The sequence below is a fragment of the Microbispora sp. NPDC046973 genome, assembly GCF_040644495.1.
Classification (GTDB): Bacteria; Actinomycetota; Actinomycetes; order Streptosporangiales; family Streptosporangiaceae; genus Microbispora.
This window is the reverse complement of record NZ_JBEYWQ010000014.1, coordinates 181,790-204,910: the sequence shown is the minus strand read 5'-3', so window position 1 is coordinate 204,910 and position 23,121 is coordinate 181,790. Positions and strand designations below refer to the sequence as shown.

Sequence of the window (23,121 nt, the reverse complement as noted above, 5' to 3'; positions counted from 1 at the left end):
CGTAAGCTGACGCCCATGGAGGAGTTCGAGGAGCTCGTCGCCGACGTCTTCTCACGGAAGTGCACATCGCGCACCGTGCTGGAGACCATCACCGGCAGGTGGGCGATCCTGGCGCTGGCGGCCCTGCACGAGGGGCCCTACCGCTTCAACGCCCTGCGCCGCCGCGTGGACGGGGTGAGCGAGAAGATGCTGTCCCAGACCCTCCAGGCGCTGGAACGCGACGGCATGGTGCTGCGGGAGGCCGAGCACACGATCCCGCCCCGGGTCGAATACAGCCTCACCCCGCTCGGCCGCGAGGCCGCCGAGCGCCTGCTTCCCCTCCTCGCCTGGACGGAGGAGCGCATGCCCGAGGTCGTCGCCGCCCGCGAGCGCCACGAGAGACGCTGACCGGGCAAGCCCGCGCCAAGTTCGGAACAAGACCGCCCGCCGAACCTGTGAGCATGGACACACAGCCGACAGGTCCCTGGCGGATCGCGCCCGACGTGGTGCTCGTCCCGGTGATCGAACCCGTCGCGGGGGGATACGCGCACACCGACTCGATGGTCATCACCGGGCGCGAGCCGGTGATCGTGGACACCGGCGCGGCCGAGCACCGCAAGCGCTGGATCGACGACGTCTTCTCCGTCGTGGAGCCGCGCGACGTGCGGTGGATCTTCCTGAGCCACGACGACCCCGACCACGCGGGCAACCTGGAGACCGCCCTGGAGATGTGCCCGTCCGCGACGCTGGTCACCGGCTCGCCCCCGCGTCCGGGGCGCGGCTTCGCGCCGCCGCCGGGCCGTACGCGCCGGATCGCCGACGACGAGTCGTTCGACGCGGGCGACCGGCGGCTGACCGCGGTGCGGCCCCCGCTCTACGACGCGCCGGGGACCCGTGGACTGTACGACGACCGCAGCGGGGTCTACTGGGCGGCCGACTGCTTCGGCGCCGAGGCGCGGGTCGCGACCGCGGACGCGGGGGACCTCCCGCCGGAGGACTACCTGGAGGCCGTGCGCGCCTTCGGCGCCGCGCTCAGCCCCTGGCACCGGTGGCTCGACCCGCGGATCTTCGGCCGCAACGTGGACCGGCTCGCGGCCATGGAGATCATCGCGATCGCGTCGGCCCACGGGCCCACCGTGACCGGGGACCTCGTCGCCCGGGTGATCGGCGCCGTACGCGGCCTCGCCGGGGCGCCCGGCCCGGGTGAGCCGGAGCCGGGCGGCTGCGGTGCGTGACGGGCGGGCGGCCGCCCCGCGTCCGTGTTCGGCGAGTCGGTCCAGGTCACCGGCGCTTTGCCGGTTGATGGGCGGTTCAACCCGTTGCCATACACGCAGTTAACGTGGCGGGACTGTCGAAGCCTTTTCTGGGCAGGCACGATGTCTTGTGAACGACATCCAGCATCACGATCTCGCGCGCGGGGTTCCCGGGAGGGGCCGGGCCGTGAGCGAGCGCGACCATAGAGCCGGTGGGCTCCGGGACCTTCCCGGCGTGACCGCCGAGCCGGAGGGCGAGGAGGTCCAGTGAGGGAGATCTGGCCGGGGGATTCCTATCCGCTCGGGGCGACGTACGACGGCGCGGGCACCAACTTCGCGCTCTTCTCGGAGGTGGCCGAGCGCGTCGAGCTGTGCCTGTTCGACGACGAGGGCAACGAGGAGCGCGTGTCGCTGAGCGAGGTGGACGGCTTCGTCTGGCACTGCTACCTGCCCGGGGTGGGGCCGGGCCAGCGGTACGGCTACCGCGTCCACGGGCCGTACTCGCCCGCGGACGGCCTGCGCTGCAACCCCAACAAGCTGCTGATCGACCCGTACGCCAAGGCGGTCGAGGGCTCGGTCAACTGGGACCAGGCGGTGTACGGCTACCGCTTCGGCGAGCCGGACAGCCGGGACGACAGCGACTCGGCGCCCTACACGCCGAGGTCGATCGTCGTGAACCCGTTCTTCGGGTGGGGGCACGACCGGCCGCCGGCCACGCCCTACCACGACACCGTGATCTACGAGGCCCACGTGCGCGGCCTCACGATCAGCCACCCGAAGATCCCCGAGCGGATCCGGGGCACGTACGCCGCCCTTGGCCACCCCGAGATCATCGACCACCTCACCTCGCTCGGCGTCACCGCGATCGAGCTCATGCCGGTCCACCAGTTCGTGACCGACCACATGCTGGAGAAGCGGGGGCTGTCCAACTACTGGGGCTACAACACGATCGGCTTCTTCGCCCCGCACAACGCGTACTCCAGCTCGGGGCAGCGCGGCGGTCAGGTGCTGGAGTTCAAGGCGATGGTGAAGGCCCTGCACGAGGCGGGCATCGAGGTGATCCTCGACGTCGTCTACAACCACACGGCGGAGGGCAACCACCTCGGCCCGACCCTGTCCATGCGCGGCATCGACAACGCCAACTACTACCGGCTGGTCGAGGACGACCGGCGCTACTACATGGACACCACCGGCACCGGCAACAGCCTGCTGATGCGCAGCCCGCACGCACTCCAGCTGATTATGGACTCGCTGCGCTACTGGGTGCGCGACATGCATGTGGACGGCTTCCGCTTCGACCTCGCGGCCTCCCTCGCCCGCGAGCTGCACGAGGTCGACCGGCTGAGCGCCTTCTTCGACCTCGTCCAGCAGGACCCGGTGCTGTCGCAGGTCAAGCTCATCGCCGAGCCGTGGGACGTCGGGCCCGGCGGCTACCAGGTCGGCAACTTCCCGGCCCGCTGGACCGAGTGGAACGGCCGCTACCGTGACACGATCCGTGACCTGTGGCGGGGCGAGCCCGCCGCCCTGCCGGAGTTCGCCAGCCGCCTGACCGGGTCGAGCGACCTCTACCAGGACGACAGCCGCCGCCCGGCCGCGTCGATCAACTTCGTCACCTGCCACGACGGCTTCACGCTGCAGGACCTCGTGTCGTACAACGACAAGCACAACGCGGCCAACGGCGAGGACAACCGCGACGGCGCGGACGACAACCGCTCCTGGAACTGCGGGGTGGAGGGCCCGGCCACCGGTCCGGTCGCCCAGCTCCGCGAGCGGCAGAAGCGCAACTTCCTGGCCACGCTGTTCCTGTCGCAGGGCGTGCCCATGCTGTCGCACGGCGACGAGATCGGCCGCACCCAGCAGGGCAACAACAACGCCTACTGCCAGGACAACGAGATCAGCTGGGTCGACTGGGGCGCGATCCTGGAGGCCGGTGCGAGGGACGACACGGGAACCAGGGAGAAGCGCCAGCTGCTCGACTTCACCCGGCGCCTGGCCCGGCTGCGCCGCGACCACCCGGTCTTCCGCCGCCGCCGCTTCTTCTACGGCCGGCCCGTGCGGGGGTCGCACGACGAGCTGAGCGACATCGCCTGGCTCACGCCGTCCGGCACGGAGATGGCCGACGCCGACTGGACGAACGGCTACGCCAAGGCGCTGGCGGTGTTCCTGAACGGCGACGCCATCACCGAGCCCGACCGGCGCGGCCGGCGGATCAGCGACGACTCGTTCCTGCTGCTGTTCAACGCCCACCACGAGGTCATCAAGTTCACGATCCCCGACGACTACGGCGAGCTGTGGGCGACCGAGCTGGACACGGCGATGCCGGTGCTGAGCGAGTCACGTGTGTGCCGGGCCGGCGAGGCCGTGCCCGTCAGCGGCCGGTCGGTGCGGGTGCTGCGCCGCGTCCGGCCCGTGCTGGGGTCCTGACCAGCACCGATGCCCGAATAGAGTGCGATGCGGCGTTAGTCCGCGTCGCACCGGGCAAAAGGGCTTCCAGCCCTGCGCTCCTCCCGGCCGTCGCGGTGCTGGCCGGGGCGCGCTCATGACGTGCACTATGGACACGACCTCCGGAAACGCGCTGCGAAAGGCGGTTCGGTGACTTCTACCTATCGGGTGCAGCTGACGCCTGACTTCGGATTCGCCCAGGCCGCGAGCCTCGTCGGATACCTCCGCGATCTGGGGGTGGGCCACCTCTACCTGTCGCCGATCCTCCAGGCCTGCCGGGAGTCGCAGCACGGGTACGACGTGACCGACCACGGCCGCGTACGCGAGGAGTTCGGCGGCGAGGAGGGCCTGCGGGCGCTGGCGGCCGAGGGCATGCCGCTGGTCTCCGACATCGTGCCCAACCACATGACCGTGCCGGTGCCCGAGTCGGACAACGCCCAGCTGTGGGCGGCGCTGCGGGACGGCCCTGCGTCGCCGGCCTCCCGGTGGTTCGACTTCCAGTGGCCGGTCACCCTGCCGCTGCTCGGGGACGACGCCGACGATGCGCTCCGCGTGGACGGTCAGGTGCTGCGCTACCACGACCACGCGTTCCCGATCAGGCCGGGCACCGAGCACCTGCCGCTGCCGGAGCTGCTGGAGGCCCAGCACTACCGGCTGGCCCACTGGCGGGAGAGCCCCGGCTATCGGCGGTTCTTCGACGTGTCGTCGCTGATGGGCCTGCGCGTGGAGGACCCCGAGGTCTTCGAGGCCACCCACGCCGTCACCTTCCGCCTCATCGACGAGGGGGTCGTCCACGGGCTGCGCGTCGACCACCCCGACGGCCTGGCCGACCCCCGCGGCTACCTGCGGCGGCTGCGCCCGCACGTGCCCGGCCCGCTGTGGGTGGAGAAGATCCTCATCGACGGCGAACGGCTGCCCGCCGACTGGCCGTGCGACGGGACCACCGGATACGACGCGCTCAACATGATTACCCGGCTGTTCGTCGACCCGGCCGGCCGCGACGCGCTGATCGAGACGTTCGGCCGCCACACCGGCGTGCGCGACGACTACGAGACCGTGCGCCACGACTCCAAGAAGTACGTCATCGACCTGTTCTTCCGCGGGGAGGTCGACCGGCTGACCGACGATCTCGGCGACCCGGAGCTGCGCGAGGCCGTCGTGGAGCTGCTGGCCGCGATGCCCGTCTACCGGGCGTATGTGAACCCGGGCGAGCAGCCTTCCGCGGAATCCGAGGCGATCGTCCAGGAGGCGGCCGCGCTGGCGGCCACCAGGACCGATCCCGACGCCGTGGCCAAGGCCGCCAACCTCGTCCTGTACGGCCCGCCCGAGGCGGTCACCCGCTTCCAGCAGACCTGCGGGCCGGTCATGGCCAAGGGCGTGGAGGACACCGCGCTCTACCGGTGGTATCCGCTGGCCTGCCTCAACGAGGTGGGCGGGGAGCCCGACAGGTTCGGGGTGTCGCCCGCCGAGTTCCACGCGTTCTGCGCCGGGCTGCCGCCGCGGACGATGACCACGCTGTCCACCCACGACACCAAGCGGTCGGAGGACGTGCGCGCCCGGCTCGCCGTGCTGTCGGAGCTGCACGAGGAGTGGACGATGGCCGTCGACTCCTGGGCCGCGGCCGTGTCGTTCGACCCCAAGCTCGACTACCTCGCCTGGCAGTCGCTGATGGCGGCCTGGCCGATCCCCCTCGACCGCTTCACCGACTACCTGCTCAAGGCGGCGCGCGAGGCCAAGACGTCCGTCTCCTGGCTGAACCCCGACCCGGCCTACGAGGAGGGCATCAGGGACTTCGCCCGGCGGGCCATCGACGCCTGCGGATACTCGGTCGCCGCCTTCACCGAGGTCGTGGACCGGTACGCCCAGGTCAACTCGCTGGGGCAGAAGGCCGTCCAGCTCCTCATGCCGGGCATCCCGGACGTCTACCAGGGCAACGAGATCACCGACTTCTCCCTGGTCGACCCGGACAACCGCCGGCCGGTGGACTTCGAGCGGCGCCGCCGGCTGCTGGCCGATCCCGACGACAGCTGGGACGGCCAGAAGATCCGCGTCACCGCCGCCGCGCTCGGCCTGCGGCAGCGGCTCGACCTCGAGGCGCCGTACGCGCCGATCGAGGCGGGGGAGCACGCGGTCGCGTTCACGCGGGGCGTTCCCGGGCAGGGGACGGCCGCGGTCGTGGTCGCGACCCGGCTGCCGGTCGGGCTGGAGCGCAGGGGCGGCTGGGGGAGCGACACGATCACGCTGCCGCAGGGGCGCTGGCGCGACCTGCTCACCGGCGCCGAGCACGCGGGCGAGGTGCGGATGGCCGACCTGCTGTCCGCGTATCCGGTCGCGATTCTCGAGGGCTGACGGCTTCGTCCGATAGGGGGAGATGCGCATGTTCGAGGTGTGGGCGCCCGGGGCGGGGCGGGTCGAGGTCGAATACGGGGGCGCCCGGCATGAGATGTCGCGGGGCGAGGACGGCCGGTGGACCGCCCCCGGCGACGAGCACGACCTCGACTACGCCTTCTTCGTCGACGGCGACGGGCCGTTCCCCGATCCCCGGACGCGGCGGCAGCCGTACGGGGTGAACGGCCCGAGCCGGGTCTACCACCACGACAGGTTCGCCTGGACCGACCAGGACTGGCACGGCCGCGACCTGCGCGGCGGGGTGATCTACGAGCTGCACGTCGGCACGTTCTCGCCCGAAGGCACCTTCCAGGGAGTGGCCGACCGGCTGGAGCACCTGGTCGGCCTCGGCGTCGACTTCGTCGAGATCATGCCGGTGCCGCCCGTGCCGGGAAAGCGCAACTGGGGCTACGACGGCGTGGACCTCTACGCGGTCTTCGAGGAGTACGGCGGCCCCGACGGGCTCAAGAGCCTGGTGGACGCCTGCCACCGGGCCGGTCTCGGCGTCATCCTCGACGTCGTCTACAACCACCTCGGTCCTTCGGGCAACTACCTGGCCAAGTTCGGGCCCTACTTCCACGACGCGAAGGGGTCCTACTGGGGCGACGCGGTCAACCTGGACGGGCCCGGCTCGGACGGGGTGCGGCGCTACTTCATCGAGAACGCCCTGCAGTGGCTGCGTGACTACCACATCGACGGGCTGCGCCTCGACGCCGTGCACGCCCTGCACGACAAGCGCGCCGTCCACTTCCTGGAGGAGCTGTCGGCCGAGGTCGACGCGCTGTCCGCAGCGGTCGGCCGCCCGCTGACGCTCATCGCCGAGTCGGACCTCAACGACCCCCGTATGGTCACCCCGCGCGAGGCGGGCGGCCTCGGCATGCACGCGAGCTGGAACGACGACGTGCACCACGCCATCCACGCGAACGTCACGGGGGAGACCAACGCCTACTACGGCGACTTCGCCACCCTGTCGTCCCTGGCCAAGGTGCTCACCTCCGGCTACTTCCACGACGGCACCTACTCGTCGTTCCGCGGCCGCTCCCACGGCAGGCCGGCGACCGGGATTCCCGGCCACCGCTTCGTCTGCTGCGCGCAGAACCACGACCAGATCGGCAACCGCCCCGAGGGCGACCGCATGCGTCCCGAGCAGCTCCGCCTCGCCTCCGGGCTGCTGCTGACCTCGCCGTTCACCCCGATGCTGTTCATGGGCGAGGAGTGGGGAGCGACCACCCCGTTCTACTTCTTCACCGACCACTTCGAGCCGCACCTCGCCGAGGGCGAGGGCGAACGGCGCAGGAAGGAGTTCGAGGGCTTCGGCTACGACTGGAAGGCCCCAGAACCGGGCGAGGAGACGACCTTCCTGCGCTCCAAGCTCGACTGGGAAGAACTGGCGAAGGACGAGCACGCCGCGCTGCTGGGCTGGTATCGCGACCTGCTCGCGCTCCGCAGGTCTCATCCCGATCTCACCGATCCCCGTCTTGACCGGGTGCGGGTCGAGGTGGACGAGGACCGGCGCGTCGTGGTGATCGAACGCGGCGCGCTGCGGATCGCGGCCAACTTCGCCGAAGGCCCGGTGCCCGTACGGCTGGCCGCGTCGCGGCTCCTGCTGGCCTCGGACGAGTCCGCTCGCCTGACCGGCGACGTGCTCGACCTGCCGGGCCGCTCCCTGGCCGTCGCGGAGGTCTGAGCGGTCAGGCCGCGCCGCGGATGAGGTCCGCGGCGTGCCATGCCATCGCCATGACGGGGCCGTTCAGGTTGCCCGAGATCATGGTGGGCAGCACCGAGCAGTCGACGATCCGCAGGTTGTCGAGGCCTCGCACGCGCAGCCGGGAGTCCACCACGTCGTCGTCTCCCGGACCCATGGCGCAGGTGCCCATGGCGTGGTAGCCGCAGTAGCCGCCGCTCAGCGCCGCGTCGATGATCTCCTCGTCGGAGCCGACCTGGGGCCCGGGGAACGTCTCGGACGCCAGCCGTCCGGCGATCGGCTCCTGGGCGAAGTACTCGCGCATCCGGCGGAACAGGTCGACGCCGACGCGCCGGTCGTGCTCGGAGCCGAAGTAGTTGGGCTCGATGCGCAGCGGCGCGCCGGGGTCGGCGGAGGTGATGGCCACGCTGCCCTCCGCGGTCGGGCGGAGGATCTCGGCGACGACCGAGACCCCGGGCTGCCGCTCGACCGTGACCGTCTCGCCCGCCCGGTAGGTCGCCACCGACCACGGCCCCATCAGGAGCTGGGCGTCCGGCCGGTCCAGCTCGGGCCGGGTCTTGAGGAAGGCGATCACGTCGTAGGCCGGTGCGGCGAGCGGGCCCCCGCGGTTCATCAGGTAGCGCAGCGCGGTGACGCCCTGCCGCAGCGGCGTGGACAGCATGCGGTTGTAGCCGAGGTCGTCCTTCAGCCGGAACTTCAGCGCCAGGCACCGGTGCTCGCGCATGCGGGCGCCGACCATCGGCCGGTCGACCCGGACCTCCACTCCGGCCGCCCGCAGCACCTCCGCGGGGCCGATGCCGGAGGACTGCAGCAGTTTCGGCGTGCCCAGGCTGCCCAGGGACAGGACGACCTCCCGGGCCGCGCGGTATTCGACCACGGCGCCGCCGGCGTCCCGGGCGGTGACCCCGGCGACCTTGTCGCCGTCGAACAGCAGCCCGGTCACCGTCGTGCCGGTCACGACGGTGAGGTTGGGCCGGTCGCGTACGGGGTGCAGGAAGGCCCGGGCCGCGCTGAACCGCCGCCCGTCCTTGATGGTCGCCATCGCATGGCCGACGCGTTCGTCGTCGGACTCGTTGACGTCCGGCATCGCGGTCAGGCCGAGCGCGGCGCCGGATGCGATCATCTCGTCGCAGAGGGGATCGGGGTCGCGTGGAGGGGACACGTGCAGCGGCCCGCCCGCCCCGCGGGTCGCCGTGGCGCCCAGAGCGTTGTCCTCCATCGCCCGGAAGATCGGCAGAATCGTGTCCCAGCCCCAGCCCGGGTTGCCGAGCCGTACGAGTTCGTCGTAGTCGGCGCGGTGGCCGCGGTTGTACACCATGCCGTTGATGGAGCTCGACCCGCCGAGGACCCTGCCGCGCGGCCAGATCTCGGCCTGCCCGTCCGGACCGAACGGCTGGGTCCGGTAGTGCCAGACCTTCCGCGGATCGTCGAAGAGCTTCCCGAATCCCTTGGGCACGTGGTAGAGGGGGTGGCGGTCGGCGGCGCCCGCCTCGACCAGCAGCACGCGGACGGCCGGGTCCTCCGACAGCCGGTTGGCCAGGACGCACCCGGCCGACCCGGCCCCGATCACCAGATAGTCGATCACGCCCTCATCTTGCCCACGCAGTTCCAGCGAGGGTAGGCCTCACGCGGCCTGGGCGACGGGCAGTTCGAAGGTGACGGTGTCGGGGACCGCGGTGTAGAGCCGCCAGCTCAGGCAGAGGCGCTGGGAGACGACGGTGACGTGCAGGCCGCGGCCCGCCAGCCACAGGGCCAGGTCGGCGAAGTAGCCGTCGCCCGACCCGATCACCGCCCGCTCGAACCGCAGATCCACCCGGGCCGTACGGGCCGCCTCGTCGAGGGCGTGGTCGGCGCCGTCCGGTCCCGAACGGGCCAGCAACTGCACCCCGCGCAGCGCGATCCCCACGGAGACGAGCGCGTTGTGGTTGACCGCCACGATGAACTGGTCCAGCGGCCCGACCGGCACCGTGCGCTGGTAGGCGCTCATCACCCGCCGTACGTCATGGGTCGTCGGGAGGGGGGAGCCGGTCAGGTTCTCGATGTCCAGGAGATGGATCGCGCGCCCGCGACGCAGTGACCTGAGGCGAGTGATGGGGGTGCTCACGATCTTGCTCCCTTCCATGCCGACTCCTGGCGTCCATTAGAGCATGTGTTGACACAATCAACCAGTGCTTGGCGCGACGTTGCCCATGTCCAGGGCATCGGATATGGTCCGGTCTGATCGGAGAACTGGCGGAAGGCGGAGCGGCGTGCGGCGAGACGTACACGTCACCGCGGCGGACATCGCCCGCCTGGCCGGCGTGGGACGTGCGGCGGTCAGCAACTGGCGGCGCAGGCACGACGACTTTCCCGAGCCGGTGGGAGGCACGTCCACCAGCCCGGCGTTCTCCCTCGAGGAGATCCGGGAGTGGCTGCGCGGCCACACCGAGGGCAGGGACCTGCCCCCGGACGAGTGGCTCTGGCAGGACCTGCGCACCACCGTCGACGACGACGACCTCGCCGACCTGATCGCCGACCTCGGGGCCTTCCTCGTGTACGTGCAGCACGAGGCGGACGACTGGCACAGGCTCTCGGCCGGGACCGACGATGAGGTGGCGCGGGAACTTCCGGCCCGGGTGCGCGCGACGTGCGCGCAGACCGTCAGCGCGGAGGCGTTCCCCGAGAGCGTTCCGGCGACCCGCGTGCCGCTGGTCCGCTCGATCGCCCGGCTGGCCGCCGAACGCGGCGCCCGCGACACCTTCGAGTTCCTGCGCGAGCGCTACCTCGAGGTGCACACCCGGCGCGTCTACTCCACCCCCGCCGAGATCGTCACGCTCACGCTCGACCTCGTGGGCGACGGGTTCGGCTCCATGCTCGACCCGGCCTGCGGTTCGGGACGCATCCTCGGCCGCGCGCTCGAGCGTGCGCCAGGGGCCCGGCTGCTCGGCCAGGACGTCGACCCGGTGGCCGCCCGGCTCACCGCCGTACGGCTCGCGCTGCGCTGCGACAACGCGCGGATCAGGCCCGGAGACTCCCTGCGCGCGGACGCCTTCCCTGGCGAGCTGGTCGACGCGGTGGTGTGCAACCCGCCGTTCAACGACCGCAACTGGGGATACGAGGAGCTGACGGCCGACCCCCGGTGGGAGTACGGCCTGCCGCCGCGCGTGGAGCCCGAGCTGGCCTGGGTGCAGCACGCGCTCGCCCACCTGGCGCCGGGAGGCGTGGCCGTGCTCCTCATGCCCCCGGCCGTCGCCAGCCGCAGGTCGGGCCGCCGGATCAGGTCCCAGCTGCTGCGGCGCGGCGCGTTGCGCGCGGTCGTCGCGCTCCCGCAGGGCGCCATGCCCAACGTGGCGGTCGGCCTGACGCTGTGGATCCTGTGCCAGCCTGCCGAAGGCGGCACGCCCAGCCATGTGCTGATGGTCGACACCTCCGGCAGGCCGGACGACTACGCCGGGGTGGCGGTCGAGGCGTGGCGGGAGTTCGGCGAGGGGCGCGAGCTGGACGAGCCGGGCGTCAGCAGGTCGGTCCCGCTCGTCGATCTGCTCGACGAGGACGTGGACCTCACCCCCGCCCGTTATCTGTCCACGGCCGCCGACGACCTGTCACCGGAGTGCATCGCCGGAGCCCGCTCCCGCCTCGCCGAGCTGTTCGGGACCGTCGCCGGGCTGCTGCCGTCCGTCGCGGCGGCGCCGCCCGACGAACTCGCCCTGGTCCCGCTGCCCGAGCTGGTGCGGCGCGGCATGCTCGTCGTGGAGCAGCAGACACCGGCGCGGCCCGGGGAGGAACCCTTTCGGGGGGCGCCGGTGCTCACCGTCGAGGACGTGCTCGAAGACCGGCCCGCGACGGGATCCCCCGAGCAGGCCGGGGCGAGGCCGATCGTCACACGGCCCGGTGATGTCGTGGTGCCGCAGATCGTGACCGCTCCGGTCGCCCGGGTGCTGACGAAGGGCGACGCCCTGCTCGGCCCCTCCCTGTCCCTGCTGCGGCCGGATCCCGAGGTGCTCGACCCCGACTTCCTCGCCGGTTTCCTCTGCGCGTCCGTCAACGTGCGCCACTACACCTCCATGTCCTCGCGCTATCGCGTGGACGTGCGGCGTGCGGAGCTGCCGCTGCTGCCGATGGAGGAGCAACGCAGATACGGCGCGGCGTTCCGGCGCCTGGCCGGTTTCCGGTCGGCCCTGCGCGAGGCGGCGGTGCTCGGGGAGGACCTCGCCAGGCTGGTGGCCGACGGCCTCACCCACGGCGCGGTACGGCCGCACGAGTAGGGTCGGGTGCCGTGAGCGGTGAACTGGAGCACCTGGCCGCCCGGCTGCGTGAGTTCGTACGCGTGCGGGACTGGGAGAGGTTCCACACGCCCAAGAACCTGGCGATGGCCCTGGCCGGAGAGGCGGGGGAGCTGGTCGCCGAGTTCCAGTGGCTGACGGCCGAGGAGTCGCGCGACCTCGACGAGGACGCCCTGCGCAGGGTCCGCGCCGAGCTCGGGGACGTGATGCTGTATCTGGTCAGGCTGGCCGACGCGCTGGGCGTCGACCTCGCCGAGGCCGCGAACGCCAAGCTGGACGACAGCGAGCGCCGGTACGACCCCGAGACCTATCGCGGTTCCGCCAGGAAGGCTCCTCCGCTGACCTCGTGACGGCCCTGGCGTCGCCCGCACGCCGGCGGAGACCCCCGGCCCCGCGAAGGTGGCACTGCCCGATCAGGAGGCACGGCTCTCCCGGATCTCCGCCACCGAGGCCTTCGACGCGATGGCGGCCCGTCTCGCGCGGACTCGCGGCGAACCCCGGCCGATCCGGATCACCGGAAGCCGGTACGAGGAACGGGAGTGGGCCACCGACCGCGGCCCGCTGAGCCTGCCCACCTGGACGTTCCTGGCGGAGGGCGGCGGCACGGCGGCGTGGCCCGCGCTCACCCCCGACGCCTTCTGGCGGCCGGGCGAGCTGCGTTCGTCCGCGTCCCTCGGCGTGATCTCCGTCGATCCGGAGGGGACCCGCCTCGTCGCGCTGACGGACTGGCCGCGCGCCGACTGCGACGGCAAGGCGCCGCAGGTCGAGGTGCTGCGGCGCGAGTCCGAGGCCGTGGTGCTCATCGGCCTGCGGGAGACCGGGAGCCGCGACGACGATTGCATCCAGAGCGCCTTCGGCCTGCTCAGGGAGCAGGTGTTCGAGCTGGGCAGTCCACTCGGCGGACGCGTCGTCATCGATCCTCTCGGCAACCCCGCCCACGTACGGCGATCGCAGGGGTAGGCGACGGCCAGGCGAGGAGCTGGAACCAGACGGACTTGCCGTACGGGGTGAGGGCCCAGCCCCAGTGGTGGGACAAGGCCTGGACGATCGCGAGTGCGAGCGGTTCCCCTCGCCGGCCCTCGCGCCGGCTGCCGCGCGAGGGCCGGGGGCGCGGTCAGCTCTCGACGAACTGGTGGTCGGTCCTGATCCGGCCGTCGTCGCCGAGCGTGAGGAAGTCGAATCCGACCGAGTCCACCTCGCCGGAGGCGGTCCGCACCATCTCCCAGTTGAAGCGGACCGCGCCGTGGTGGCCGTTCGCGTTCTCCACGGCCCGGAAGACGTACGCGCCCGGTGCGACCCACTTGCCGTACGACGTGGCGATGCGCACCTCCAGTTCCGCGTGGCCGTGGGCCTCCGTCGACGGGGTGTAGTGGGCGGCGTCGGGGGCGAACAGCTCGGCGATCATGTCGCGGCGTACGGCGTCGTCGGGCTCGTTCCACACGGCCACATACCGGCGGGCCAGGTCGTTGAGGTCGTTCATGGTTCTCCTTGCGAATGACGGTCAGGCCGTGGCCCTGGTACGCGGGAGCCACTGGACGAGAGCGGCGATGGCCAGGGTGATGACGATGAGGTAGACGAGCCCGTGCTGGAACGCCACGGTGACGCCGCCGGACAGGGCGCTGTAGAAGACGATGCCGATGATGCCGACGCCCAGCGCGCCGCCGACCTGCTGGGCGGTGGTGAGGGCGCCCGCGGCGCCACCGGCGTGGTGCGGGGCGACCCTCGACAGGACGGTGCCCATGATGGGCGACAGCACCAGCCCCATGCCGGCCCCGTCGACGGCCAGCACGGGCACCAGCCAGCCGATCGGCGCGTTCGCGGCGACCGCGACCAGAAGGACGGCCAGGCTGACCGCCCTGGTCAGGCCGCCGAACGCGATGATCTGGCGGCCGAAGCGCGCGGCCAGGCGCGGTGCGAGCAGCGACGCCGCGAGGTAGCCCGCGCCGATCGGCGTGAAGACCAGGCCGGCGTGCAGGGCGTCCAGGCCCCGGCCCTCCTGCGAGTACATGGCGAAGATCAGGAAGTACGCCGCCATGCCCATCGAGAACGCGAGGTTGGTGAGCAGCCCCGCCGTCACGGCGCGCTCGCGGAACAGGGCGAGGTCGATCAGCGGTGAGTCGTGCCGCCGCCGGGCGTAGGCCAGCAGCAGCGCGACGGCCAGGGCGAACGACACCCAGGTCCACACCGGCCACCCCTGCTCGCGGCCCTCGATCAGCGGCAGCAGCGTGGCCGCCAGCGCGAGGGTGACCAGGGCGGCCCCGCCGAGGTCGAGCCGTACGGCACCGGCCGCGCGGCTTTCCGGGATCACCCGCCAGGTCGCGGCGAGGGCGGCGGCGCCGATGGGGAGGTTGATCAGGAAGCAGGCTCGCCAGCCGAGCCCGAACAGGTCGGCCTGGATGAGCAGGCCCCCCACCAGCTGGCCGAACACCGCCGCCAGCCCCATGGTCAGCGCGTACGCGTTGACGGCTCTGGCCTGGGCGGGGCCGCTGTAGGCGGTGCGGATGATGGCGAGCACCTGCGGGGCGAGGACGGCGGCCGCGGCCCCCTGGACGACGCGGGCGGCCACCAGCGAACCCGCGCCGGGGGCCAGCCCGCAGGCGACCGACGCGAGTGTGAACAGGGCGAGGCCGAGGGCGAACATCCGGCGGCGGCCGAACACGTCGCCGAGACGTCCGCCGAGGACCAGCCCGGAGCCGTACGCCAGGGCGTATCCGGCGACCACCCATTCGATGGCGGCCGGCCCGGCGTGCAGGTCCCGCTGCGTGGTGGGGATGGCCACGTTGACGATGAAGAAATCGAGGATCGCGACGAACACGCCGGTCAGCACCGTGGGGAGAGTCCCCGCGCGGGCCATTGGCACTCCCGAGATAGATAGAATGATCGGTATATGACGCCCAATTAGATAGACCGATTGATCTACTGTCAAGCGCGTGCCAGAATCGTCACGTGACGACGAGACCCGGCCCCCGCGAGCGGCTGCTCGACGCCGCCAGGGAGCTCACCTACAGCCAGGGCGTGCACGTTGGCGTCGACGCGATCCTCAAGCAGGCAGATGTCGCGAGACGCTCGCTCTACCAGCACTTCGGCGGCAAGGACGGCCTCGTGGCCGAGGTGCTGCGCAGCGACGGCGGGCTGGACCGCTATCGCCGTGTCATGGACGAGGCCGGGGACGACCCGCGCGAGCGGGTGCTGGCCGTGTTCGACGAGCTCGACAGAATCACCTCGCAGCCCTCGTTCCGGGGGTGCCGCTACACCGCGGCCGAGCTCACGCTCACCGACCCCGGGCATCCGGCGCACGCGGAGGTGCGGGCCTTCAAGGAGGGGCTGCACCGGCTGATGGCGGCGGAGCTGACCCGCCACGGGCACCCCGCTCCCGGCGCGGGCGCCGACCAGCTCCTCGTGCTCATCGACGGCGTGCTGGCCCATGCCGTCACCCGGCCCGACGCCCGTCCCGCCCTGGCCGCGCGGGCGCTCGCGGAGGCCGTCCTCGCGTCAGGGGCCTGACGGCGCGCCGAGGGGCGGCTGCGCGCGATTCGCCTTGCCCAAATTTGACTGTTTCGGTCATCTCCTGGTTGATGATCCGCAAGGATGATCGCCAGGACGCCGCCCGGACGGTGGGCGGCGGTTGGGAAAGGACAACGTATGCGCAGGTCCGCGAGTACGGTCGTCGTCGCAGCGGCGCTGGCCGTCGGAGGGCTCGTCGCCAACCCGGCATACGCGATCTCCGCCGGCTACACCCCCGAGGGGGTGTGCGGCTCCGGCTTCGGCAAGGTCAAGCACGACGGCAGCCGGGCGGTGAAGACCGCTTCGGGGCAGGTCTTCGGGCGCGTCTACCTGCTCTACAACCGCTCGACGGGGCAGAACTGCGTCGTCACCATCAAGTCGGCGTACGTCGGCACGCCTACCAGGACGTCTGCCCAGCTCATCGTGCAACTGCCCAACGGGAGGGCGGCCGAGAAGATCGACCACCTGAAGAAGTACAAGTACTACGCCGGCCCGGTGAAGCTGAACGCCAAGGGCAAGTGCGTGAAGTACTACGGCACGATCGCCGACACCCGGGTCGACGGGGAGATCGCGAGCGGTGGCCGCCTGTCGTGGGGCAACTGCACCTGACCCCGGACGCCGTCGCCACGGCCCGGTAGGGCCGGGCGCAGGGGCCGCCCGGCCGGCGCGGGCGGCGCCTCCGGCGGCAGGCTCCCGGTGCGGGCAGGTCCCACCGGGAGCAGGCCCCGGCCGCCTTTCCCCTGATTCGCCGGACACGGCCTAGCATCGGTGCGGCACGACACGGATGCGAGGAGACGTACGTCCAGATGGGCGCCAACCACAGCCACGGCACGACCGCCCTGCCCGTTTCCCGCCGGACCGTGGTGGCGACGCTGGCCGTCATCGTTCCCGTCGCTCTGATGACGGTGGCCGCCCTGATATGGCTGTGGCCGGGCGACGGCCGGCCATCCGGTCCGTCCTCGTCTTCCCTGCCCCAGGTCGACGGGACGATCGCCGACATCGTCCCCAAGCCGTGCCCCGCCGCACCGGACGAGCAGGCGGCCCGACCGGCCGCGGCGCCGGGCTCCGACGCCTGCGGGGACGCCCGCGTCACGATCACCGGTGGGCCCGAGGAGGGCCGGACCGTCACCACAGAGCTCCCCACCGGTCCCGGTGCGCAGCGGTTCGCGGTGGGCGAGGACGTCGTGCTGGTCCACGTGCCGGACGCCCCGCTCGACGCGCCCGAGTATCTGCTGTCGGACCACGACCGGTCCGCTCCGTTGTGGCTGTTCGTCGCCGCCTTCGCCCTCGCGGTGGTCGCCTTCGGGCGCTGGCGCGGACTGACCGCGCTGGTCGGGCTGGCCGTGACCTTCGTCCTGCTGCTGACCTTCGTCGTCCCCGCGATCCTCGCCGGTGAGCCGCCGACCCTGGTGGCGATCGTGGGCTCGGCCGCGATCATGCTGGCGGTTCTCTACCTCACCCACGGCTTCACGATCGCGACCTCGATGGCGGTGCTGGGCACGCTGGTCAGCCTCACCCTCACCGGCCTGCTGTCCGCGTTCGCCATCGACACCGCGCACCTCGCGGGGGTCACCGACGACAGCTCGTTCCTGCTCGACAGCAACTACCGGATCAACGGGCAGGGCCTGCTGCTCGCGGGGATCATCATCGGCGCGCTCGGCGTCCTCGACGACGTCACCGTGACCCAGGCGGTCACCGTGGGGGAACTGGCCGTGGCCAACCCCGGCTACACCTTCGGGCGCCTCTACCGCGCCGCCGCCCGCGTCGGCCGGGCCCACATCGCCTCCGTGATCAACACGATCGTCCTCGCGTACGCCGGGGCCGCGCTGCCGTTGCTGCTGCTGTTCAGCGTCGGCGACCAGCCGCTCGCGGACGTGCTGCGCAACCCCGTCCTCGCCCAGGAGATCATCCGCAGCATCGTCGGCACGCTGGGACTCATCGCGGCCGTCCCCGTGACCACCGCGCTGGCCGCTCTGGCGGCACCCCGGCGGGGCTCGGGGGAGGAGCCGAAGGGCCGCCGGCCGCCCGGCCCCGCGGAAAAGGATTGGCCAGCCGAGCGGTACGTCCGATAGAACAGGCGGAGACCTACGACGACGAGAGGAGGGACGAGCCGATGTGTGCCGAGAACATTGTGCCGGTTCCTTCCCGGGGTACGGCCGGACGCTGACCCCCTGGGCGTGAGCGGGCACACCTCATCAGAGGAAGTGCAGTGAACCCCGAAAACATGATCATGCGCCCCATCGCGGGGCGTGCGGAACTCGACCTTTTCCGCCGTCTGCCCTACGTGCTGAACGACGAGCTGGACGACGACCTCGCCGCTGGCCGACGGCGGCCCGAGTGGATGTGGATGGCGCTGCGCGGCGACCGCCTCGTCGCCAGGCTGGCCTGGTGGGCCCCGAGCGCGGGCGAGGCGCCGGCGCTGCTGGACATCCTCGACCTCGACGACACCACGCGCGGAGCGGCGAGCATCGACGCCGGGGTCCGGTTGTTCGAAACCGCGAGTGCCGCGGTGCTGCCGGCCGGGGTACGCCCGCCGGAATACAACGTGTTCGTCCCTCCGCGGTGGCGTGACGACGCGAAGGCGAAGCCTGCCGTCGAGGACCGCATGGCCGTGCTGGAGCGGGCCGGCGCCCGGCTGCTCGTCGAACGGCTGCGGCTGGAGTGGCGTCCAGGCGCCCCCATCGCGCCGCCGAGCGGGCGGCTGACCTTCCGGCCCGTGGCCGGCAGGGAGGAACTGGTCGCCCTGATGACCCTCGTCCTCGACGGCACGCTCGACGCCCACAGTCGCGCCGACCTCGCCCGCATGCCCGCCGAGCGAGCCGCGGCCCAGCACTACGACGACGAGCTCGCCCACTACCGCAGCCCGCGGGAGTGGTGGCGGATCGGCACATCGCCCGAGGGCGAACCGGTGGGATTCGTCATCCCGGCGCGCAACGAATACAGCCCGATGATCGCCTACATCGGGGTCGTGCCCGCCCACCGCGGCAAGGGCTACATCGACGACCTGCTGGCCGAGGGGACGCGGATCCTCGCCGGGCAGGGCGTCCCGCGCATCCGCGCCGCCACGGACGTCGAGAACGTCCCGATGGCTCAGGCGTTCCTCCGCGCCGGCTACGAGGTCATCGGGCAGCGGATCGACATGACCTGGAGTGAAGGCGGGTCGCAGTAGGACGGGCGCTGCCACGCGGGTGGAAGCGGGCGGCGGAGGACACGCGCGGAAAACGGCTTGCGGGTCCTCCCGCCGTGCTCGCTAGGGTGACGCCCATGTGCTGCTTCGCATGCTTCACGAGGATCCGCCGCTCATAGCGGCGGATCCCTCCTCTCGTACGGCTCCGCCGCCATCGGTGTCCTCGCCGGTGCGGCGCTTCGCGCTGCCCGGCTCCGATCGCGGACTCGCGGAGCACTTCCATGGTTCATCAGAGCGGACGGCACGAGCTCGGCCAGAACTTCCTCGTCGACCGTACGGTCATCGCCCGCATCGGGGAACTGGTCGCGGGGACGACCGGCCCGATCGTCGAGGTCGGCGCGGGGGACGGGGCGCTGACGCTTCCCCTGAGCCGGTGCGGCAGGCCGGTGACGGCGGTCGAGGTCGATCCCGGACGGGCACGCCGGCTGGCCCGGCGCGTCCCGGCCAACGTCACCGTCGTCACCGCCGACATCCTGCGGTTCCGGTTTCCCCGGCATCCGCACGTGGTCGTCGGAAACCTGCCGTTCCACCTCACGACCTCGATCATGCGGCGGCTCCTCGCGGCGTCCGACTGGAGGACGGCGGTGCTGCTGGTCCAATGGGAGGTCGCGCGGCGGCGGGCCGGCGTCGGCGGCGCCAGCATGCTGACCGCCGCCTGGTGGCCGTGGTACGCGTTCGAGGTGCACGCGCGGGTGCCCGCCCGCTCGTTCCGGCCCGCTCCCTCGGTCGACGGCGGCCTGCTCACCATGACGCGCAGGGCCGCACCTCTGGTCGCCGAGCGGGGGCCTTACCAGGACCTCGTGCGCCGGGTCTTCACCGGGCGCGGGCGCGGCCTCGCGGAGATCCTCGAACGCACCGGACGCCTGGACCGCCAGGCCGTACGCGCCTGGGCGCGTGAGGCGGGGGTGACGCCGCACGCGCTGCCCAAGGACCTGACCGCCGGACAATGGGCGTCCCTCTGGCGGGAAGTGGCCCGGCGCCGGCGGCCGGGGCTGTGATGATGTCCTTCTCGCTGCCGGGGTCACCGTGGACGAAGGGGATACATCGTGAACGATCTGGTCGCCCGGCTGTGGCGGAGCATCGGCGGCTCGGTGCAGTGGCGACTGCTGTGGCTTTCGCAGGCGAAGTTCATGGTCGGCGTCACCGGGATCGTTCGCGACGGCGACGGGCGGGTTCTGCTGCTCCGGCATCGGTTGTGGCCGGAAGGCCGGCAATGGGGGCTGCCCACCGGCTGCGCCATCAAGGGAGAGACGTTCCAGGACACGGTCGTCCGGGAGGTGCGCGAAGAGACCGGTTTGCGGGTGCGTGTCGGCGAGCTCGTCCAGCTCAGGAGCGGCTACCGGCTGCGGGTCGAGGTCGCGTACGAGGCCGAGTTCGTGAGCGGCACGATGAAGCTCGACCCCAGGGAGATCCTGGAGGCGCGGTGGTGCACGCCGGACGACCTGCCGGAAGGGACGCTGGAGGCCCATCGGCTCCTGATCTTCGGCAGGACCGGTTAGGCGGTCGCTCTCCGGCATGGCCGCTTGGACGGTCGCTCTTCGGCAGGACCGTTCGGGCGGTCACCGGGCAGGCCACTTGACCGGCGACCTGTGGACCGGGGCGATGCGGCACGAAGATTCGCCCGTTCTGTTCGCCGGCCGTCCACAGAATGGCATTCGGTTGGTCCGGGCGGCGGCGGATTGGCGCAGGCTGTGGCACTGCGGCAGTGCGAGGAGCGGAGGTGCGGGGCCGCCTGCTCCTGCGGCACTTCCCGCGGCCGCTCCGGCGGTTGTAGGTGCAGCACGTCGCGGAGGAGGAGCCATGCGAATCACCTATCCCGTGCCCGCGCAGACCTCGTCGGTCTTCGTCGTCGCCACGGACCGTACGCCGACCGATCTGTCGTCGATCGTCCCCTGGCGGATGGGGCCGTCCCACCGGCGCGCCGCCAGGGACGCGCTCGGCACGCCCCGGCTGACGCTGGAGGCGTTCCGGTCGACGCGGTCCCCGTGGCGGCGGATGGACCTGAGCGCCGAGGACCTCAGACGGGTGAGACGGGCCCGTCACCACGTGGTGGTGACGAGCACCGCTCCCGTCGAGGAACAACCCGAGGCCGCCCAGGTCGCCCGGGCGGCCGCGCGCGGAATCGCGGAGGCCTATCACGGGGCGATGTACGACCCGCTCACGGGAGCGGCCGTCTACCACTGCGCCGAGTGCCCGGGGGAGCGGCGGGACTTCCGTCTCGGCGACGACTGGCTGGGCTGGAGGGTGTCATGCGCCGGCGAGGAACACGCCTGCGCCCTCGGCGCCGCCACGGGAGCCGGCGCCGACGTCGACGGGGGCTGTTCGTGCCTCCTGACGACCTCGCGCGGCCTGCGGCGCTTCGGTCTGCCGGAGATCACGCTGACCGGTCTCGCCTGCGCGCACAGCCTGTGCGCGGTCACCGTCCTGCGCACCGTGGCCGAGTCGCTGCTCGCGGGCCACTTCGCCTGGCTGTCCACCCGCCCCCAGCGGCAGACCGGAACGCCGTCGCCCTGCCGCGGCGTCGCCCGCCGCCTTCGGGTGGCGGGGATCGACTACGCCGTCCTGTCCGGCGGAGCGGACCCGGAGAGGGGGCGCGGTGGCATTCCCGACGCCGAGCACGGGTTCACGCCGGGCATGCCGGACGAGGAGGAGGGCGGACTCCTGCGCGTACGCCTCACGCCGGTGGCTGCCGCCCGTTCCTGCCTCAGGCTCCGCCTGCCGGGCGGTCACGGCGAAAACCCCCGCCCGCACCACACCCCCGGCCTGCTGGTCGCCTGAATCGGCTTCCGAACGGCGTGCCGGAGCGGGGCGGCGTACGGCTTTCGTCAGGGCGAGGTGGCCGGCCTGGGGGTGACGGGCTTCGGCTCCTCGTCCGCCCGGCTGTCGAAGCTCGCCCGTGCGGACATGATCTCGCTCACGTGCGCCTCGGACCAGACCCGGATGCCCTCCATCAGCGTCACCAGGCTGTGCCCGAGTTCGGTCAGTTCGTACTCCACCCGGGGAGGGATCGTGGGATACATGGTCCGGATGACCATCCCGTCGCGCTCCATGTTCCGCAGCGTCTGGGTGAGGCTCTTCTGGGTGATCCCGTCGAGCCTGCGCCGCAGGGCCCCGAACCTGACCGGCCCGTCGCGCAGGGCGTCGACCAGGAGGCACGTCCACTTGTTCGCGATGCTGTCCAGGACCTTCCGGGAGGCGCAGTCCCGCAGGTACGCGTCCGCCGCGCCTCGGGGCAGCAGCCGTGACATGGTTTCCACAAGGTGCCTATATATCGCAAAGGTGCCTTCTTTCCTATGGATACCGGTCCCGGCCACGATTGATCGCGACGACGGAAGCGCCGCCGCCGGAGGCGGCGCCGTCCAGGAATGCGGCATGTAGGGAGAACGCGATGAGAATCGTCACGCAGTCGGCTTTCGGCGAGCCGTCCGTCCTGCGGGTGACGGAGGTGGACCGGCCAGAGCCGGGCCCGGGGCAGGTTCTGATCAAGGTGGAGGCGGCGGGATACAACCCGGTGGACTCCGCGGTCCGCGCGGGAGCCTTTCCGCTGCTCGGAGAGCCCCCGTTCACCGTCGGGTGGGACGTGTCCGGGGTGGTGGAGACGGCCGGACCGGGAGTGTCGGCGTTCTCGCCGGGGGACGAGGTGCTCGGGCTGGTCGGCTTTCCCGCCGCGGGCAACGCCTACGCGGACTACGTGCTCGCCTCGCCCGACGAGCTCGTCCGCAGGCCCGCCGGGCTGACCGCCGAGGAGGCGGCGGGGCTGCCGCTGGCCGGTCTCACCGCATGGCAGGCGCTGGTCGGCATCGCCCGGGTCAAGGAGGGCGACCGGGTGCTCGTCCACCGCGCCGCCGGGGGCGTGGGTCACCTGGCGGTCCAGATCGCGAAGGCGCGCGGGGCACATGTCGCCGGCACGGCGCGGGCGGCCAAGCACGAGTTCCTGCGGGGGCTCGGCGCCGACCACCCGATCGACTACACCGCCGAGGACTTCGTGACGTCGGCCGGACCGGTGGACGTCGTGCTCGACCTGCTGGGCGGGGAGCACGCAGAGCGCTCCGCGGCGGCCCTGAGGCCGGACGGCCTGCTGATCGCGGCGATCGGCGGCAATCCCGGCATCACCGCGCAGCGGGCCGCCGAACTCGGCATCCGTCTCCAGGTCGTGTCCGTGCGTCCCTCGGCGCGCGATCTGACCGAGCTGGTCTCTCTCGTCGAGGCGGGCCGGCTCAGGGTGCATGTGGATCAGATCGTGCCCCTGGCCGAGGCGGCGAAGGCCCACGAGCTGGGACAGACCGGCAGAACCACCGGCAAGATCGTGCTGGTCCCCTGACGGGACCCGACGGTGGCTGACGGTGGCCGGGGGCGGTCGGGGGCCGGGGTGGGGCGCGGCGGCCCGCCCGGATCCGCGCG

General features: G+C 72.1%; 21 protein-coding genes. 16 read left to right on the top strand and 5 right to left on the bottom strand.

The features are described from left to right. Positions 1-15 precede the first annotated feature (15 nt). From ABZ860_RS25295 to treZ, 5 genes are all read left to right on the top strand, one after another. The gene (locus ABZ860_RS25295) at positions 16-387 is read left to right on the top strand and encodes a helix-turn-helix domain-containing protein (RefSeq protein WP_357224470.1); all 372 of its coding nucleotides are present in this window, start codon (positions 16-18) and stop codon (positions 385-387) included. Positions 388-440: 53 nt separating this feature from the next. Next, positions 441-1,214, top strand: coding sequence for an MBL fold metallo-hydrolase (locus tag ABZ860_RS25290; protein ID WP_357224468.1), 774 nt, complete (start codon positions 441-443; stop codon positions 1,212-1,214). A gap of 285 nt (positions 1,215-1,499) precedes the next feature. Beyond that, positions 1,500-3,656, top strand: coding sequence for a glycogen debranching protein GlgX (gene glgX / locus ABZ860_RS25285; protein WP_357224465.1), 2,157 nt, complete (start codon positions 1,500-1,502; stop codon positions 3,654-3,656). Positions 3,657-3,824: 168 nt separating this feature from the next. Then, complete coding sequence (treY, locus tag ABZ860_RS25280) at positions 3,825-6,023, top strand: malto-oligosyltrehalose synthase (protein ID WP_357224462.1); 2,199 nt, start codon at positions 3,825-3,827, stop codon at positions 6,021-6,023. Positions 6,024-6,051: 28 nt separating this feature from the next. Next, complete coding sequence (gene treZ, locus ABZ860_RS25275; RefSeq protein ID WP_357224459.1) at positions 6,052-7,749, top strand: malto-oligosyltrehalose trehalohydrolase; 1,698 nt, start codon at positions 6,052-6,054, stop codon at positions 7,747-7,749. Between the two features lie 4 nt (positions 7,750-7,753). Here treZ and ABZ860_RS25270 read toward each other — a convergent pair whose 3' ends face one another. Next, the gene (locus ABZ860_RS25270; protein WP_357224456.1) at positions 7,754-9,352 is read right to left on the bottom strand and encodes a GMC family oxidoreductase N-terminal domain-containing protein; all 1,599 of its coding nucleotides are present in this window, start codon (positions 9,350-9,352) and stop codon (positions 7,754-7,756) included. Between the two features lie 39 nt (positions 9,353-9,391). Next, on the bottom strand, positions 9,392-9,871 hold the full coding sequence (locus ABZ860_RS25265; protein WP_357224454.1) for a hypothetical protein: 480 nt from the start codon (positions 9,869-9,871) through the stop codon (positions 9,392-9,394). Positions 9,872-10,016: 145 nt separating this feature from the next. Here ABZ860_RS25265 and ABZ860_RS25260 point away from each other — a divergent pair, with 145 nt between their 5' ends. The 3 genes from ABZ860_RS25260 to ABZ860_RS25250 are packed head-to-tail and all read left to right on the top strand — an operon-like array spanning position 10,017 to position 12,989. Next, positions 10,017-12,011, top strand: a complete 1,995-nt coding sequence (locus tag ABZ860_RS25260) for an N-6 DNA methylase (protein WP_357224451.1) — start codon at positions 10,017-10,019, stop codon at positions 12,009-12,011. Between the two features lie 11 nt (positions 12,012-12,022). Beyond that, positions 12,023-12,379, top strand: coding sequence for a nucleotide pyrophosphohydrolase (locus ABZ860_RS25255; protein ID WP_357224449.1), 357 nt, complete (start codon positions 12,023-12,025; stop codon positions 12,377-12,379). Positions 12,380-12,428: 49 nt separating this feature from the next. Next, on the top strand, positions 12,429-12,989 hold the full coding sequence (locus ABZ860_RS25250; RefSeq protein ID WP_357224447.1) for a hypothetical protein: 561 nt from the start codon (positions 12,429-12,431) through the stop codon (positions 12,987-12,989). A gap of 154 nt (positions 12,990-13,143) precedes the next feature. Here ABZ860_RS25250 and ABZ860_RS25245 read toward each other — a convergent pair whose 3' ends face one another. Together ABZ860_RS25245 and ABZ860_RS25240 are read right to left on the bottom strand one after the other, a co-directional pair. Further along, positions 13,144-13,509 carry a nuclear transport factor 2 family protein gene (locus tag ABZ860_RS25245; protein ID WP_357224445.1) on the bottom strand — a complete coding sequence of 122 codons (366 nt, stop codon included), beginning with the start codon at positions 13,507-13,509 and terminating at the stop codon, positions 13,144-13,146. Between the two features lie 21 nt (positions 13,510-13,530). After that, a complete protein-coding gene (locus ABZ860_RS25240) occupies positions 13,531-14,883 on the bottom strand; it encodes an MFS transporter (protein WP_357224443.1) in 1,353 nt (450 codons plus the stop codon). 92 nt (positions 14,884-14,975) lie between these two features. Here ABZ860_RS25240 and ABZ860_RS25235 point away from each other — a divergent pair, with 92 nt between their 5' ends. The 7 genes from ABZ860_RS25235 (at position 14,976) to ABZ860_RS25205 (ending at position 21,498) form a co-directional block, all read left to right on the top strand. Then, positions 14,976-15,533, top strand: coding sequence for a helix-turn-helix domain-containing protein (locus ABZ860_RS25235; protein WP_357224440.1), 558 nt, complete (start codon positions 14,976-14,978; stop codon positions 15,531-15,533). Between the two features lie 138 nt (positions 15,534-15,671). Next, the gene (locus ABZ860_RS25230; RefSeq protein WP_357224438.1) at positions 15,672-16,142 is read left to right on the top strand and encodes a hypothetical protein; all 471 of its coding nucleotides are present in this window, start codon (positions 15,672-15,674) and stop codon (positions 16,140-16,142) included. Between the two features lie 197 nt (positions 16,143-16,339). Continuing rightward, complete coding sequence (locus tag ABZ860_RS25225) at positions 16,340-17,605, top strand: YibE/F family protein (RefSeq protein WP_357224435.1); 1,266 nt, start codon at positions 16,340-16,342, stop codon at positions 17,603-17,605. 137 nt (positions 17,606-17,742) lie between these two features. After that, on the top strand, positions 17,743-18,702 hold the full coding sequence (locus tag ABZ860_RS25220; protein ID WP_357224434.1) for a GNAT family N-acetyltransferase: 960 nt from the start codon (positions 17,743-17,745) through the stop codon (positions 18,700-18,702). Positions 18,703-18,941: 239 nt separating this feature from the next. Further along, the gene (gene erm, locus ABZ860_RS25215) at positions 18,942-19,718 is read left to right on the top strand and encodes a 23S ribosomal RNA methyltransferase Erm (protein WP_357224432.1); all 777 of its coding nucleotides are present in this window, start codon (positions 18,942-18,944) and stop codon (positions 19,716-19,718) included. A 48-nt stretch (positions 19,719-19,766) separates the two neighbouring features. Further along, the gene (locus ABZ860_RS25210) at positions 19,767-20,219 is read left to right on the top strand and encodes an NUDIX domain-containing protein (protein WP_357224430.1); all 453 of its coding nucleotides are present in this window, start codon (positions 19,767-19,769) and stop codon (positions 20,217-20,219) included. Positions 20,220-20,520: 301 nt separating this feature from the next. After that, the gene (locus ABZ860_RS25205; protein WP_357224427.1) at positions 20,521-21,498 is read left to right on the top strand and encodes a hypothetical protein; all 978 of its coding nucleotides are present in this window, start codon (positions 20,521-20,523) and stop codon (positions 21,496-21,498) included. 47 nt (positions 21,499-21,545) lie between these two features. Here ABZ860_RS25205 and ABZ860_RS25200 read toward each other — a convergent pair whose 3' ends face one another. Continuing rightward, positions 21,546-21,968 carry a helix-turn-helix domain-containing protein gene (locus ABZ860_RS25200; RefSeq protein ID WP_357224525.1) on the bottom strand — a complete coding sequence of 141 codons (423 nt, stop codon included), beginning with the start codon at positions 21,966-21,968 and terminating at the stop codon, positions 21,546-21,548. Between the two features lie 140 nt (positions 21,969-22,108). Between ABZ860_RS25200 and ABZ860_RS25195 the strand changes: the two genes are divergently transcribed. Then, the gene (locus tag ABZ860_RS25195; protein ID WP_357224426.1) at positions 22,109-23,041 is read left to right on the top strand and encodes an NADP-dependent oxidoreductase; all 933 of its coding nucleotides are present in this window, start codon (positions 22,109-22,111) and stop codon (positions 23,039-23,041) included. Positions 23,042-23,121: the final 80 nt, after the last annotated feature.

What these genes read in the sequence shown, in the direction of transcription:
- ABZ860_RS25195 (WP_357224426.1), top strand. Translation starts at nt 22,109, where the DNA reads ATGAGAATCGTCACGCAGTCGGCTTTCGGCGAGCCGTCCGTCCTGCGG.
- treZ (WP_357224459.1), top strand. Translation starts at nt 6,052, where the DNA reads ATGTTCGAGGTGTGGGCGCCCGGGGCGGGGCGGGTCGAGGTCGAATAC.
- erm (WP_357224432.1), top strand. Translation starts at nt 18,942, where the DNA reads ATGGTTCATCAGAGCGGACGGCACGAGCTCGGCCAGAACTTCCTCGTC.
- ABZ860_RS25200 (WP_357224525.1), bottom strand. Translation starts at nt 21,968, where the DNA reads ATGTCACGGCTGCTGCCCCGAGGCGCGGCGGACGCGTACCTGCGGGAC.
- ABZ860_RS25295 (WP_357224470.1), top strand. Translation starts at nt 16, where the DNA reads ATGGAGGAGTTCGAGGAGCTCGTCGCCGACGTCTTCTCACGGAAGTGC.
- ABZ860_RS25225 (WP_357224435.1), top strand. Translation starts at nt 16,340, where the DNA reads ATGGGCGCCAACCACAGCCACGGCACGACCGCCCTGCCCGTTTCCCGC.
- ABZ860_RS25290 (WP_357224468.1), top strand. Translation starts at nt 441, where the DNA reads ATGGACACACAGCCGACAGGTCCCTGGCGGATCGCGCCCGACGTGGTG.
- ABZ860_RS25245 (WP_357224445.1), bottom strand. Translation starts at nt 13,509, where the DNA reads ATGAACGACCTCAACGACCTGGCCCGCCGGTATGTGGCCGTGTGGAAC.
- ABZ860_RS25230 (WP_357224438.1), top strand. Translation starts at nt 15,672, where the DNA reads ATGCGCAGGTCCGCGAGTACGGTCGTCGTCGCAGCGGCGCTGGCCGTC.
- ABZ860_RS25205 (WP_357224427.1), top strand. Translation starts at nt 20,521, where the DNA reads ATGCGAATCACCTATCCCGTGCCCGCGCAGACCTCGTCGGTCTTCGTC.
- ABZ860_RS25240 (WP_357224443.1), bottom strand. Translation starts at nt 14,883, where the DNA reads ATGGCCCGCGCGGGGACTCTCCCCACGGTGCTGACCGGCGTGTTCGTC.